We start from the raw sequence: 15677 nt of genomic DNA, 5'->3' as shown, positions 1-15677 counted from the left end.
AGGACAAAAGAATGAAGAAGTTTTATTTAGCAACATTCGCTGTTATTGCAACAGTTATTTTAGCTGCCTGTGGGGGAAATAAACAAGCAGACCAGAAAGAAGACAAGGAGATTACCGTGGCCGTGCAATTGGAATCTTCAAAAGATATCTTGGAGATTGCCAAGAAAGAAGCTGAGAAAAAAGGGTACAAAATTAACATTATGGAAGTGAGCGACAATGTTGCCTACAACGATGCCGTGCAACATGACGAAGCGGATGCTAATTTTGCGCAACATCAACCTTTCATGGAAATGTTTAACAAAGAGAAAAAAGCTGATTTAGTGGCTGTGCAACCGATTTATTATTTTGCTGGTGGTTTCTATTCAAAAGAATACCAAGATGCGAAAGATTTACCTGAAAATGCCAAAGTGGGGATTCCTAGCGATCCAACCAATGAAGGTCGTGCTTTAGCAATTTTAAATGCAAACGGCGTGATTAAATTAAAAGAAGGTGTCGGCTTTAATGGCACGGTGGCAGATGTCGTGGAAAATCCTAAAAACATCACTTTTGAAAGCATTGATTTACTGAATTTAGCTAAAGCCTATGATGAAAAAGACATCGCTATGGTGTTCTGCTACCCAGCCTACTTAGAACCTGCTGGTTTAACAACGAAAGATGCGATTTTGTTAGAAGATGAAGAAGCAAGTAAACATTACGCATTGCAAGTTGTGACACGCAAAGGAGAAAAAGATAGCGAAAAAATCAAGGTTTTAAAAGAAGCGATGACAACAAAAGAAGTTGCTGAATACATCAAGAAAAATTCTAAAGGTGCCAATATTCCTGCGTTTTAATGAATAGAAAAAATGAAGCCTCTTTTTTGAGAAGCTTCATTTTTTTCTTTTCCTTGATTTATAGTATAGTTAATAGGAAGGAGGTGCCGGTGTGGTCGAATTATTTATTTTAATGATGGAACGGGTGGGCTTAATTATTTTACTGGCCTTTCTTTTAGTGAATGTGCCTTATTTTAAGCGTGTTTTATTAAGTCGTGAAAAAATGTCTTCAAAAGTTCAGTTGATTTTGATTTTTGGTTTATTTGCTATTATTTCTAATTTTACAGGTATCGAAATCGCTAAGAATCAGATTGTTCCCAATAATTTACTAACCTATTTAAGCAGCAATGCTTCTATTGCGAATACGCGTACGTTAGTAATTGGCGTTTCTGGATTAGTGGGTGGTCCGATTGTCGGCAGTACGGTTGGTTTAATTGCTGGCTTTCATCGGGTTATTCAAGGCGGGGGGCATAGTTTCTTTTATGTGCCTGCTTCTTTAATTGTTGGCTTAATTGCCGGTTTTTTAGGGAGCCGCATGGCAAAGCAAACCGTTTTTCCGTCTGCCGGCTTTTCTGCCATTGTCGGAGCGTGCATGGAAATGATTCAGATGATTTTTATTTTCTTTTTCAGCGGTGATCTATCGGATGGAGCCACGTTGGTTCGTTTTATTGCGCTGCCAATGATTTTGTTAAATAGCGTAGGAACGTTTATTTTTATGTCGATTCTAACGACGACATTAAAACAAGAAGAGCAGGCCAAAGCGGTTCAGACGCACGATGTTTTGGAATTAGCAGCGGAAACACTGCCATATTTTCGAGAAGGACTCAATAAAAATTCCAGCAAAAAAGTTGCGGAGATTATTAAGCATTATACAAAAGTCAGTGCGATTAGCATGACAAACAGTCATCAAATTTTAGCTCATGTTGGCGCAGGAAGCGACCATCATATTCCAGAGCTAGAAGTCATCACGGAGCTTTCTCGGGAAGTGTTACGGACGGGCCAAATGACCATCGCGCATGCCAAAGAAGAAGTTGGTTGTTCGGACCCTAATTGTCCGTTGCAAGCGGCGATTGTGATTCCATTATTTTCCCATCAGCAAATTGTTGGCACCTTAAAAATGTATTTTACGGATCCAGCGCAGTTAACGCATGTCGAGGAACAGTTAGCAGAAGGTCTTGGGACAATTTTTTCTTCACAAATTGAATTAGGGGAAGCGGAAGTACAATCAAAATTACTTAAAGAAGCTGAAATTAAATCCTTGCAAGCGCAAGTGAACCCGCATTTCTTCTTTAATGCCATCAATACTATTTCCGCATTAATGCGGAAAGACAGTGAAAAAGCGCGGAAACTATTGCTCCAATTAAGCAAATACTTTCGAGGCAACTTGCAGGGAGCCGTGCAAACTACGATCCCAGTTTCACAAGAACTAGAACAAGTAAAAGCCTATTTGTCATTAGAACAAGCACGGTTTCCGAATCGTTATCAAGTAACATTTGACGTGGAAGAAGCGGTTGCTTCAGAAAAGGTACCGCCGTATGCGATTCAGGTGTTAGTGGAAAATACCATCAAGCATGCATTTGGCAGCCGGAAGGAGAACAATCAAGTTCGGGTAGTGGTCAAAGCAAAACAACATAAATTACATGTGGATGTGTATGACAATGGGCAAGGGATTCCTGAAGAACGCCGCTTGCTATTAGGAAAGACAACAGTGACTTCGGAAAAAGGCACCGGCACGGCACTGGAAAACTTGTCCCGCAGAATGGCGAACCTTTATGGATCAGAAGGTTGTTTTTTAATTGAAAATTTAGAGACAGGCGGGAGCCATGTTCATTTAGAAATCCCGATGGAACAGGAGGAATTAGATGCACGTATTAATCGTTGATGATGAGCCCTTAGCACGAGAAGAATTGAGCTATCTTGTTTCCCAACATCCGCAAGTGACGAGCGTTGCAGAAGCGGATTCTGTGGCGGAGGCAATGGAAGAGATGATGGATCAAAAGCCAGATCTGTTATTTTTAGATATTCATTTGACTGATGAAAGCGGGTTTGATTTAGCGGAAAAATTAACCCATCTTAAAAAAGCGCCCTACTTGGTCTTTGCAACCGCCTATGATCAATATGCGTTAAAGGCCTTTCAAGTGAATGCAAAAGATTATATTTTGAAACCTTTTGAAGAAGAAAAAATAACACAAGTCATTGAAAAAGCATCGAAAGAAATGGCTCAAGCTGTCCCAGAAAACACTGCTGAAAAAGGACCAAAATCTGAAGCAATACCTATTCAAGGGGAAGACCGCATTTATCTTGTGGCGCCAGAAGATATTTACCTCGTTTCTGTCGAAGAACGGCAACTGAGCATTTTTGTAGATCAACAGGTCTACAAGATGACAGGGACCCTCAACAGTATTGAACAAAAATTACCTGCCGCGCTCTTTATTAAAACGCACCGAAGTTTCATCTTGAATCGAACAAAAATTCAAGAAATCCAGCCGTGGTTTAATAACACGTTGCAAGTAATTTTAACCAACGGCTCAAAAGTACCTGTTAGCCGTTCATACGTCAAAGAATTTAAAGAAAAACTTGGCTTAAGTTAAAAAATCACCACTTGAAATGTCGAATGCATTTCAAGTGGTGATTTTTGCATTTGATGAAGAAATTCTGGCATTTCATGAAAAAAAGCCCTTAAAAAAACGTTTTCTTTATATACTTAACCCATAGAAAACAGACAAAAGGGAGCGAAGAAGCATGGAAAAGAAAGTATATTCATTTTTACAACAAGCAGCAGTTTTTGCTATTATTATGTTAATCGCCAACGGCTTGGCGTTCATTTCCCCAATACCAATACCTGCTTCAGTAATTGGCATGGTGTTATTGTTCATTGGTTTATGTACAAAAGTTGTTAAATTGGAGCAAGTGGAAGGGCTAGGTAATAGCTTATCAACGGTTATTACATTTTTATTTGTTCCTTCAGGGATTTCCTTAGTTAATTCTTTAGGGATTATGCAACAATTTGGCGTTCAAATTGTTTTTGTTATTTTAGTAGCGACACTAGCGTTACTAGCAACGACTGGTTGGACGGGCGCCTTTTTATTGCATATGAAAGATGCTCGAAAAGAAAAAGAACCCGCAGCAACGAAGAAAGCGAAAGGAGAGGTTCGCGCATGAATCCGTATGTTGGTATTATTATTTCATTAGCTGTATTTGGCATAGGTACTTGGTTGTTTAAAAAAAGTAAAGGTTTCTTCTTATTTACGCCATTATTCGTTGCGATGATTTTAGGCGTTGTCGTTTTAAAAGTAACAGGAATTAGTTACGAGCAATACAATGAAGGTGGCAAATATATCAGCTTCTTTCTAGAGCCTGCGACAGTAGCGTTTGCGATTCCTTTATATAAAAAGAGAGACGTGTTGAAAAAATATTGGTTAGAAATTTTAACGGCGTTAACAATTGGTTCTTTCGGTTCGCTAGTGGCTGTTTATTTTGCAGGAAAAGTGATTGGCATGGATAATCATTTAGTGGCCTCAATCTTACCACAAGCTGCTACAACAGCGATTGCCGTACCTATTTCTCAAACTGTTGGCGGCATTGCTTCTATTACGGCGTTTACCGTAATCTTCAATGGTGTACTAACCTATGCCTTGGGTCGAATTGCATTGAAATGGTTTAAGATTAACAATCCAATCGCCAAAGGTTTAGCTTTAGGTGCGGCCGGACATGCCCTAGGTGTGGCAGTTGGCATGGAAATGGGTGAAACAGAGGCTGCTATGGCTAGTATTTCTGTCGTAGTGGTTGGCGTAGTTACTGTTTTAGTAGTTCCTTTCTTTGCAACGGTCATTGGTCTATAAAAAAGTGAGGAATCCCACTTTTTTATGAGTAGCTAATTTCTATCAGCTAGCAGTCTCTGCTTATTCTGTTCCCGCCGTTTATCAATTTTTAAGCCTGGGACAAAAATTCAAAGTGATTTTTGTCCCAGGCTCTTTTGTGTTGTTCACAGGATTTTTTGAATATAGATAGGTCGGATTGACCAGTCTTTTTATAGAATGGTTGCTCCTAAAGTTTGTTTAAAGTGGCGTAACGCCCATTCGTGTCCTTGTTCATCAAAACTAGCAACGGCATGCTCGGGAATCATTAATTGATAGCCTAAATTATAGGCATCAACAGCCGTATGCAACACGCAAATATCTGTACAAACACCAGTTAAACAAAGCTCTGTAATTCCTCGTTCTCGTAATCGAATGTCCAAATCTGTACCACTAAAAGCAGAATAGTGCCGTTTGTCCATCCAATAAACGGTTGCCTCATTTTTGTGAGCTTGATAAAAATCAGCTAGCGAGCCAAACAGATTACGCCCGTCAGTTCCTAAGACATTGTGGGGTGGGAAAAGTTTATTTTCAGGATGATAGTGATCTAGGGGGTCATGCCCATCAATGGCAAAAACCACAAAATCGCCATTGTCAAAATAGTGCTTTGTTTGTTGAACAAGGGCCGTTTCAATGGCTTGTCCAGCGGCACCAGTGGTTAGTTTTCCGTCTGTGGCGACAAAATCATTCGTATAATCAATGGAAATCAGAGCTTTCATTTGGCAACCTCCTAAAGGTTAAAGTCATTTTGTTCATTTTACAGCTTTTAAGAAAGCATTTCAAATGATAAAAGTACATCAAATTCTAAAAAAGCTGTTTCAAAATAAACGCTTTGGCTAAAAAACATGCTATAATTTTGCTACAAATTAAAGCAGGTGAATAGAGTGAAAAGAAAAATCGTACGTTTTATCCTTTGGTTGTTAGGAATCCTTGTGGTTATTTGCTTAGGCGTGTTTCTCGCCTTTCAATTATCCCCTAAGCCAGGCGCTTGGGTCATCAACCAGTTATTCGCAGGCGAAGTTGAAATAAAAGATTCAGCTTCCTATGATAAAGCATTGCCCAATGTTCAATTGCAAGAAAATCAAACATACCCTTCTTCAAGAAAAAATAATACCTTTGATTTGTATTATCCCAAAACGTCAAAACAAGCGGTACCAGTCGTTTTATGGGTCCATGGTGGTGGCTATGTGGGAGGAGATAAGTCTGGGATGAAAGAGTTTGCGACACGTTTAGTGGCTGATTCCTCAGTTGCCTTTATTTCAATGAATTATGAATTAGCACCAGATGCACCTTATCCAAGCCAGCTCCAGCAGGTCAATGAACTTGTTCAATTTTTATTAGAAAAGAAACAGGCGTATCCCATGTTAGATTTATCTAAGCTTTTTATTGGCGGGGACAGTGCGGGTGCACAGATTGCTCTACAATATGCAACAGTTCAAACCAATGCCAACTATGCCAAAGAACTAGGGATGACTGCAGCGTTGCCGGCTAGCCATTTAAAAGGCACACTCTCGTATTGTGGTCCGGTGGATTTGAAACAAATGGCCAACCAACAAAGTGATAATCGTTTTATGAAATTTTTCGTTAAAACAGTGGCTTGGTCCTTGCTCGGCACTAAAGACTGGCAGACGAGTGCAGAACTGCAAGAAGTGAGTTTAGTGGATAAAGTCACCAAAGAATTTCCCCCGACGTATCTAACAGATGGCAATAGTTTTTCATTCCAAGAGCAAGGACTAGCCTTGGTTCAGCGGTTAAAAACTTTAAATGTTCCAGTTTCAGCTCTCTTTTTCAAAGATAAGAAAGCAACAATCACCCACGAATATCAATTCGACTATCAAACAAAAGAAGCTAAACAATGTTACCAAGAAACAGTCCAGTTTGTGAATACGTATAAATAAACAGAGGCCTTAGAAATATTTCTAAGGCCTCTGTTTATTTATTTTTGTCATTTTTTTAGCTGAGAAATATGTATAAATTAAACAAAAATGTTTATTTAATGATGTTTACATGAGAAAAAATCCGTGCTATACTACGAACTCGTTTGTTAATTTTAATGTTAAAAATAACGTTTTTGTTATTTTTGTGAACAAATTAACATTTTTATCTTACAAAAACAGCAAAAAATTCGTTTAGTTAACAAAAAGAAAATTAAAAAATAAATTTTTTTTTTGAAATTAAGAAAATATCTTTAAAAAAATCAGAAGAAAACTTCGTATACTTGAGCCATAGGTTGGTTGTGGAAAGTTTACTTCGAGGGAGGAGTGATGAAGTTAATGAAAAAGAAAATCGCTGTTTTATTGGCAACTTGTTTACTTGTACAACCATTTTTATCTGTTTCAGCGTGGGCGATTGAAGGGGAGCAACAAACAGAACGTACGCAGACACAGCCAAAAACAGCAGAAACCAGTACAAGTGAAGCAACAAAAGAAAGCAGCGCACATTCTATAGAACAGTCATCAATGACGGAATCTAGTGCTATCACAGAAAAAGTAACCACCTCTTCCACAGAAACAAAACCAAGCGAAGAGCAGAAGCAAATCACGTTGACCTTTGAAACAACGGATCAAGCTTTGTTTCTAAATGATGCCAAAAGTTATCAAGTGGTAAAAGAAAAAAATCAGCCACTTCGGACAGAAGAATTACCAAAATGGGCGAATAGTGAGGAAAATGCGACTTTCGTTGGCTGGTCTTACCAAGGAAAAACATATACAAATGAAGAACTTCTTCAATTAGAGTTTTCAGAAGATACACAACTTACAGCTGTCTTTAAACAGAAACGGACACGCATGGCCAGAGCTGTTTCAGTTGATCAGTCCATTGCGGACACAATTGCTCCTGCGGATAAAACAAAAGTGATTGTTGTGCCAAGTCCAGCAGGAGATGGAGCAGCGTACAAAGAATATGCATCGACAGAGGCTGGTTTGAAAGAAGCCTTGTTTGATTTGTATCAACAGGGGAACAATGGCGATTTCACTCTTTATATAGGAACTAATATTACAACGGGTACGGCGACCACCGCTAAAGTGATTCCTGACACCGTTACGGCAAGTAATATGACCTTTTACGCCTTGCAAGGCAAGGTCAATCATTTAGTGATTACTGGAAACAGCGCGGATCCGATTAGTATGGATCAAACGGCGCCAACGGGTTCTAAGACGTTAGGATTTAATCAAAATATCTTTTTTGGCTCAAACATCACTTTGAGAAATCTAAACTATACAGGTACGAATATGTATTTAAATGGTTACAGTTTGAACTTGAATGGCGGTTCTAGTGGAAACGGTCTGACCGTATACGGTGGAACGGATACAGGAGATGTTTCAGGAAACCCAACTTTAACAGTAAATAGTACAGGTACAGGGACATGGAATTTCTATGGCGGAAACCAAAATGGTGGTAATTTAGCTGGAAATCCTACGATTGTTATTAACAATACACGGAGCGGACTAAATACATTAAGTGGGGGCGCCAATATTGGGACAGTGACTGGGAATACTTCATTGGTTGTCAATGATTCTGGTGGCAGAATTGCTTCAATTTATGGGGGCGGTTATGGGACCAACGCAACCAACACAGCGAATGTTACTGGTAACGTCTCAACAAAGGTTGCGATTACGAATGCTGCTACAGGTTTCCAATTAAGTACGTATTATGGCGGTGTTCAATACGGAAATATTGGTGGAAAAGTAACAAACGATATTTCTGGATATGGCCGTTGGTATACAGCGGGTCAACGTTTTATTGGTGGCTCTTCCCGTGGCGATATAGGAACGAATCGTACGACTGATGGAATTACTACAAATTTAAATACACAGTTGTATAGTGCGGGTCGTGCAGATTTTGAAGGAGGCAACCAATATTCTGGAACGATCATCGGAGATATTACGAATGTGGTTACAGCAGGAACGAATTCCGCTGGTGGTATTAATGATTTTAACGGCGGTGCTGGTAACAATGTTTCGAAATTTAACAAGAGTCAAATTGGGGCCTCAAATGAAGCAACGTATGATGCTTATACACCACAGCAAAGAGCAGAATTAGCCAAATCAGCAGCAGCTTTTAAAGTTTTTGGAAATATTTCTTCTAAATTAGTCAGCGGTTCGTTTAATAATGGTGCAATTTATTCAACTGCAGCTGGCCGCGGCGGCTATATTGAAGGAAATACAACAATTGAAGTGGGAACAGCGAATGGTGATGGGTCTTTAGGTGGCGATGGTATGGCTTATTCAGGCGCAAAACCGACGAGTTTAGATTATTCAACGACCGATAAAAGTCGTGGGTATAGTTCAGGTTGGGATATTGTTGGTGGCGGCGGCTATCCTGCTAGTAATGATACTTGGGATATCTATATAAAAGGAGATACTAAGACTGTTTTAAATAATACCATTGCTCGCTGGACATATGGTGGCTCTTTTTCAGGTGTCGTTGAAGGAAATACTTCTAACACATTGAATGGCGGGATTGCTGACACATTAGAAGGAACAGGCTATCAAGCAGCTAGAGTTTATGGGAACGGTCAAACAATCGTTAATAATGGTCAAGTCGATTGGTTTCTTTCAGGCGGTGGCTGGAATGATGCCAAAAATGTTGGGAATGTCGGTGTAACGGTTTATGAAGGAGTAATTAATGCTTCAATGGGCGCTTCTTATGGAGCAAGCGGTGGTCATACAATTACTGGTAATTCAGACAACCGCATTTACGGAGGAAATTTCTCAGGAACTCCTCGGACAGGCGCGAACGGTTTTTCAGGTGGGATTACCAATGCGGGCTCACTTCTTGGAAATGCCAAACTCTTAATTGATTTAAGAAACTACAACGGAGAGTTTAAGTTGCCTGGTAATACCTACATTACTGGTGGTCGGCCCTATGGTCAAAATACGACACTAGGAACGGATGAATCAAACACAATTACTTTAAATATTTTCACTAAAACAGGTGTGGAATCTTTAAATGGGGCCAGCATTTACGGTGATGGTGGAACCAATGCTGCGTATACCAAGAACGGCAAGATTACAATGAATATTCAAGCAACGGGTTCTAGTATTGGAAATTTATATGCGACACAGTATTCCAATATCAGTGGCGGAAAAATCTTACGTGATGTTACCGCAAATGTTCAAGGTGCAGTTAGTATTAACGGTTTATCCGGTGGTTCATCAACAGATAATTTTACTAATGCAATTGTGAATGCTAGTTCAAATAAAGTGGCCTTTAACTTTGGGACTAACGTTGACGGCACCAATAACTATCAAACAGAACCACTAAATGCGACAGGCTTAGGCGTTGTCAACTTTACGGAATTAAATGTCACCAATGGCATTAAATTAATGGCTAATGGTGGGAACATCAAAAATGGCGTTTCTGCTACTGCCGCGAATCATAGTACGACTTACAATGAATTCGGATCAATTCATCTATCTAAAAACGCTGGAATTGGGATTACCAACACGGCCAATTTAATTTCAGCTAGCAAACTAACGGTTCAGGATCATGCAACATTAGAAACAATTCCTGGTACAGGTAAAGTAAACATTGCGGATTTTGAAGCTGTCGATCCAACAAAAGATGAACTTTTATGGATTAAACCAACGACAGATACAACTGCTTTGGTGGATAGCACAGGGACTTGGTTTGGAAATGTCAAAGCCTATCAGGTCTTGACGATTAATCCAACGGTCAATAATGCTACAAAACTTACGCCAACAACGTTTCATGGGATTGAAAAAGCGACTGGAAAAACATTTATTGGCGATAACGATGTGACCAAGGGCGCCAATGGCTATGGGATAGCAATTCCTGGCTCTATCATCGATTATGAAGTGGAAACGCCTGGAATTGTGGCAGGTGCAGGTACTATTTCTCATGATGTAAAAGAGGTCAAAGCCGGCAATGCGCCATTAACCTTACAAGCGTGGGGCACCGAAGTAGCTGGACAAAAAGTTCAAAAAGGACGTTTGATGATTCCGACCTCAAGTGCTTTAACACCAACCCTAAGCTTCCTTCCTGACGAAGTAACAGGTTCTTGGTTGCACCAAGGAACGGTTAAGTCTAGTGAAGTTGGGAGCGCGATAGAGCAAATTCCAGAGCAAAAAGATACCACCCCGCTTTCATGGAAAGCGACGAATATGAACTACAGTTATCAGGTGAAAGTTCAATTTTCAAATAAAGTGGAACTTTCAGGGCAATCGGTGATTGTCACAGAAGATGAGGCAGCGCAACTAACGACTGTTGATAAGGTAGTGGAAATGCTCGGTGCAAAAGGTCGGCCGTTTTTCAAGACCTCATTAAAAGAGACGGATTTACCACAAATTCAAGCGCCGTTAGCAGAAAAAACTGTATCGCGGACACATGATATTCAATTAGAAGCAGGGACGTCAGGGGATAATTTGCAAAACAAAACGGTTCATTTAGTTGTTGTGAAAAATGAAAGTGTCCTTGCCAAAGATCGTTCGTTTGCTTTGTATGCGACAAGTGCGCATTTGAAATTAAAAGAAGCAAATGGCTTAACGAATTCAGACGAGTTGGCACAATGGACACAAGCAACGGTGATTTTCGCAGATGGTCGGGCCAATCAAACACCAAGTCTTGATGCCGCAACCTTCCAAGCCATTCAACAAGCGAAACCAGAAGAATTAGCCAAAACGGTGCCAGCCAATTATCAATTTACAGAAGCTGGTGAAATGTTAAATAAAAAAGTCAATGTGTCTATTTCAGGTGAATTAACGTTAGAAAAAGTACCTAAAACAATTGATTTTGGCAAACAAAAAATTTCTGCCAAGCCAGAAGTTTACTGGCCAACTCTTTCAGATGATTTAGTCGTTCAAGACACACGCGGGACAGAAAGTACGCCTTGGAAACTGAATGTTCAGATAACGAATCCCTTAACGAACGGCACAGATCAATTGGAAGATTTGTCATTGGTTACAGACAAAGGAGAATTTTTACTCAATAAGGGAGATACGGTTGTTACAGAAAATGAAGGCTCCGGTTCAGGTAGTTATACAATTAACCAAGGTTGGGGTGCGGCAAACCAACGGGGGCTTAAACTATCTGTGCCAGTCGAGAAACAAAAAGTTGGCGAATTCAAAGGGACATTGTCATGGTCATTAGTCATGGCACCATAACAAGGAGGAGAGAAGTGAGATGAAAAAATACCTTTTGCTTAGTTGTTTTTTAGGTCTTTTCAGCTTCTGTCATTCAGACACTGCGTTTGGGGAAGCAGCTTATGAAAATAGTGGTGTTGTCTCCTTTTATGGAACGTATGAATATCCCACAGAAGAGTCGACAACAGCGACTAGTAATTCTTCCACAACGACCGAACCCACCAAGCCAGCTGACGGAGGCGCTTCATCCGTCCTTTCTTCTGGCGTATATGGGTCGCGACAAGGAAGATTACCAGCGACAGGTACCACCAATCAAGGACCATTTATTTATTTGGGAATCAGCCTTATCACTATAGGCATATTATTTATTAAAAGGAGAAAAGAAGATGAAAAAAACAGTATTAGCAGTAGTAGGGATTGTAGGATTTAGCGGTGTCCTAGCGACACAACAAGCATTTGCGGAAGACATTAACGTGAACTATACAAGTAATGGCGCCATTACATTTGAACCAGATACAGATCCAACGAAGCCAGTTAACCCAACCAATCCAGATGAAAAAGTTGAACCAGAAGATCCAACTGACCCAACTGGACCAAAACCAGGGACTGCAGGCCCCTTATCAATTGACTATGCTTCAAGCTTTCAATTTGGCGCCCAAAAAATCACTTCCGACACGAAAGATTATTACGCACAAATTCAAACATTTAAAGATGGAACAACAGGTCCAAACTATGTTCAGGTAACGGATAAACGTGGGACACAAGAAGGCTGGACGTTAAGCGCTGTACAAAATGCGCAATTCAAAACAGCCCAAAATGAAGAATTAGTGGGGGCCGCTTTATCGATTGCCAATGCAGGTGTGACATCGATTGTTGATGCCGCATACGCGCCAACACCAACAGCAGCACATACCTTTGTTCCTGGAACAGAAGTAGAATTAGTCAAAGCAGAAGATGGCAAAGGAATGGGGACTTGGGTCTATCGTTTTGGGAAAGATGCGACAGAAGGTGCTACTGCCGTGAAATTAAATGTTCCAGGTAAAGCGATTAAATTAGCAAAAGAATATCGTACGACCTTAACATGGACATTGAAATCTGTACCAACGAATGTTGGAGGCTAAGTAAATGAAAAAAACAGTCGTCTACTCCTTGTTATTCGGAACAATGTTGCTTGGCGCCACTGTTCCTGCTGAAGCGGCGACGGTCGTTTTTGATAGCGAACAGTCGATTGTTTTTACCCCAAGCACAGATGGGACGGATCCAGTAAATCCAGAAAATCCCGATCCAGAAAAACCAGTTCGACCAGTCGATCCAACGAATCCTGATGGACCTAATCCAGGCACACCTGGGCCACTTTCCATCGATTATGCCTCAAGTTTGGATTTTGGGAGTAATGAGATATCGAATAAGGATCAAACGTATTTTGCCAGAGCGCAAACCTATAAAAATCCAGATGGTTCAGCAAGTGAATTGGCAACTGCTAATTATGTACAAGTAAGTGATTTACGGGGAACCAATGCTGGCTGGGTTTTAAAAGTGAAACAAAATGGTCAATTTCGTAATGCAGAAACATTACACAAAGAATTAACAGGCGCCACCGTCGCCTTTACTGAGCCCAGTGTGCGCTCAAATGCGACGGACGTATTGCCGCCAACTGCTACCGCAAACATTCAATTAGATGCTGCGGGCGCAGAAACTGTTGTCATGCAAGCCCCAGAAAAGACCGGCGCCGGAACGTGGATCACGCTGTGGGGGCAAGCAGAAAAAGTGACCGAAAAAAATCAACAAGGACAGCAAGTAAATGCCACGATCACACGGGCAATCTCACTAACTGTTCCCGGGAAAACCCCTAAGGATGCAGTACAATATAAAACAACATTGACTTGGCTACTTTCAGATGTACCAGTAAATAATGGAGGGAAATAAATGAAAAAGACAAAAGTAATGACATTGATGGCAACCACAACTTTAGGCGCATTGGCACTTGTACCAATGAGTGCATTAGCAGTCGACGGTGGTGAATACCAAACAAACGGAGCGATTCAATTTGCACCAAATACGAACCCAACGAATCCAGTTGATCCGACGAATCCAGACCCGGATAAACCAATTACGCCAGTTGATCCAACTGATCCGACAGGGCCTAAGCCAGGGACAGCAGGTCCGTTATCCATTGACTATGCATCTAGCTTATCTTTTGGGGAACAAACGATTACCTCAAAAAATATGACCTACTATGCAGAAACACAAAAATACAAAGATAACGCTGGTGCCGATCAAGAAGGCCCGAACTTTGTTCAAGTCTCAGATAATCGTGGGACTGAAACAGGTTGGACGTTAAAAGTAAAACAAAATGGTCAATTCAAAACTGAAGCCAACCAAGAACTAACAGCGGCCAAAGTAACTTTAAGCAACGGACGCGTGGTTTCAGCTTCACAATCTGCAAAACCAACGACAGCGCCAGCTACGATTGAATTAAACCCAACTGGGGCTGAATCAGTGGTCATGGCTGCTGGCGATAAAGAAGGTGCGGGCACGTACTTAATGAGCTGGGGCGATAGTGTAGATGCCGCTAAAACAAGTATTTCATTAGAAGTACCTGGTTCAACCACAAAATATGCGAAAAAATACACGACAACTTTTACTTGGACTTTGACAGATACACCTGCTAACACAGGAAACTAAGAACGACAGCATACACGCAAGATCGGGATATAAGTCAAAAATTTTTTGGCTTATCTTTCGGTCTTTTGGTGCTTATAATACAACAAAGAATGACAGACATAGGAGAATGAATATGAACAGATGGAAAGTATATGCAACGGTAATCGCTTGTATGTTATTTGGCTGGATTGGCGTGGAGGCGCACGCTTCTGAATTTAATTTTGCGGTCACACCAACAATTCCCGAAAATCAAGTGGATAAATCAAAAACCTACTTTGACTTAAAAATGGTGCCTGGTGCCAAACAAACCGTAGAAATTCAGTTACGCAATGATACAGATGAAGACATTATCATTGAAAATACGGTGAACTCAGCGACAACAAATTTAAATGGCGTAGTAGAATATGGCCAAAACGGGATCAAACCTGACAAAACTTTACGCTTTAACTTAAAAGATTATGTGGAAGCACCGAAAGAAATCATCTTGCCGAAGCATTCCCAAAAGACATTACCTTTAACCATCACGATGCCTAAAGATTCTTTTGATGGCGTGATGGCTGGCGGCATAACACTCAAAGAGAAAAAGAAAGAAACCACGACTTCTGCGGATCAATCAAAAGGGTTAGCTATTAATAATGAATACTCCTATGTTGTGGCTATTATTCTTCAGCAAAATGAGACAAAGGTTCAACCAGATTTAAAATTACTGGGGGTTAAACCAGGCCAAGTCAACGCGCGAAACGTCATCAATGTTTCTTTACAAAACCCACAAGCGGCCTACTTAAACCAATTACATTTAATCAATACTGTTTCAAAAGGAGGCGAAACGCTTTACCAATCCGATACTGAGGATATGCAAGTGGCGCCAAACTCTAACTTTAGTTACCCAATTTCTTTAAAAGGGGAACGATTAACGCCAGGGAAATATGTCTTGAAATCAACGGCCTATGGTGTAAAAGATGAAAAGGGCACCTATCAAGTCAAAGGTGCCAATGGTGAAGAACGGTACCTGTACAAATGGGAATTTACAAAAGAATTTACTATTTCTGGGGACGTTGCTAAAGAATTAAATGAAAAAGACGTAACCATTAAAGGAACCAATTGGTGGTTGTATCTACTGATTGCATTAATCATTCTAGCGCTGCTCTTATTGATTTTCTTCTTGTATCGTAAAAAGAAAAAAGAGGAAGAACAACAATCTGAGCAATAAAAAGGGCTATCTATTGACAAAAAGGGTTTTCCTT

At 40.4% G+C, this 15677-nt stretch carries 13 protein-coding genes; 12 read left to right on the top strand and 1 reads right to left on the bottom strand.

What is annotated here, in order from left to right:
• Window positions 1-11: 11 nt before the first annotated feature.
• The 5 genes from IGJ41_RS13035 (at window position 12) to lrgB (ending at window position 4651) form a co-directional block, all read left to right on the top strand.
• Entirely contained in the window at window positions 12-830 is an 819-nt protein-coding gene (locus IGJ41_RS13035) for a MetQ/NlpA family ABC transporter substrate-binding protein (RefSeq protein WP_002354826.1), read from the top strand.
• Between the two features lie 91 nt (window positions 831-921).
• Complete coding sequence (locus IGJ41_RS13030) at window positions 922-2691, top strand: sensor histidine kinase (RefSeq protein WP_002380990.1); 1770 nt, start codon at window positions 922-924, stop codon at window positions 2689-2691.
• Window positions 2672-3400, top strand: coding sequence for a LytR/AlgR family response regulator transcription factor (locus tag IGJ41_RS13025; RefSeq protein WP_002408379.1), 729 nt, complete (start codon window positions 2672-2674; stop codon window positions 3398-3400). Before IGJ41_RS13030 ends, IGJ41_RS13025 begins: the two co-directional genes overlap by 20 nt.
• Window positions 3401-3551: 151 nt before the next feature.
• Window positions 3552-3971 carry an antiholin-like murein hydrolase modulator LrgA gene (gene lrgA, locus IGJ41_RS13020; RefSeq protein WP_192189327.1) on the top strand — a complete coding sequence of 140 codons (420 nt, stop codon included), beginning with the start codon at window positions 3552-3554 and terminating at the stop codon, window positions 3969-3971.
• On the top strand, window positions 3968-4651 hold the full coding sequence (gene lrgB, locus IGJ41_RS13015; protein WP_002354830.1) for an antiholin-like protein LrgB: 684 nt from the start codon (window positions 3968-3970) through the stop codon (window positions 4649-4651). The genes lrgA and lrgB overlap by 4 nt, the downstream gene beginning before the upstream one ends.
• Window positions 4652-4839: 188 nt before the next feature.
• Here lrgB and IGJ41_RS13010 read toward each other — a convergent pair whose 3' ends face one another.
• A complete protein-coding gene (locus IGJ41_RS13010) occupies window positions 4840-5385 on the bottom strand; it encodes a cysteine hydrolase family protein (protein ID WP_002398192.1) in 546 nt (181 codons plus the stop codon).
• A 165-nt stretch (window positions 5386-5550) separates the two neighbouring features.
• On the opposite strand from IGJ41_RS13010, the gene IGJ41_RS13005 reads away from it, so the two are divergent.
• The 7 genes from IGJ41_RS13005 (at window position 5551) to IGJ41_RS12975 (ending at window position 15643) form a co-directional block, all read left to right on the top strand.
• A complete protein-coding gene (locus IGJ41_RS13005) occupies window positions 5551-6564 on the top strand; it encodes an alpha/beta hydrolase (RefSeq protein ID WP_438714563.1) in 1014 nt (337 codons plus the stop codon).
• Window positions 6565-6930: 366 nt separating this feature from the next.
• A complete protein-coding gene (locus IGJ41_RS13000; RefSeq protein WP_438714561.1) occupies window positions 6931-11790 on the top strand; it encodes a hypothetical protein in 4860 nt (1619 codons plus the stop codon).
• Between the two features lie 19 nt (window positions 11791-11809).
• Window positions 11810-12199, top strand: coding sequence for an LPXTG cell wall anchor domain-containing protein (locus IGJ41_RS12995; protein ID WP_010713699.1), 390 nt, complete (start codon window positions 11810-11812; stop codon window positions 12197-12199).
• On the top strand, window positions 12156-12890 hold the full coding sequence (locus tag IGJ41_RS12990; protein ID WP_002354838.1) for a WxL domain-containing protein: 735 nt from the start codon (window positions 12156-12158) through the stop codon (window positions 12888-12890). Before IGJ41_RS12995 ends, IGJ41_RS12990 begins: the two co-directional genes overlap by 44 nt.
• 4 nt (window positions 12891-12894) lie before the next feature.
• Entirely contained in the window at window positions 12895-13695 is an 801-nt protein-coding gene (locus tag IGJ41_RS12985; RefSeq protein ID WP_002385162.1) for a WxL domain-containing protein, read from the top strand.
• Entirely contained in the window at window positions 13696-14454 is a 759-nt protein-coding gene (locus IGJ41_RS12980) for a WxL domain-containing protein (RefSeq protein ID WP_002383195.1), read from the top strand.
• 106 nt (window positions 14455-14560) lie between these two features.
• The gene (locus IGJ41_RS12975; protein ID WP_438714558.1) at window positions 14561-15643 is read left to right on the top strand and encodes a DUF916 and DUF3324 domain-containing protein; all 1083 of its coding nucleotides are present in this window, start codon (window positions 14561-14563) and stop codon (window positions 15641-15643) included.
• Window positions 15644-15677: the final 34 nt, after the last annotated feature.

Origin of the sequence: Enterococcus sp. DIV1537a (genome assembly GCF_051712085.1) — a bacterium.
In the GTDB taxonomy this organism is placed as follows: Bacteria; Bacillota; Bacilli; order Lactobacillales; family Enterococcaceae; genus Enterococcus; species Enterococcus faecalis.
Note: the sequence above shows the minus strand (reverse complement) of the source record. Positions and strands in the feature narration are given on the sequence as shown.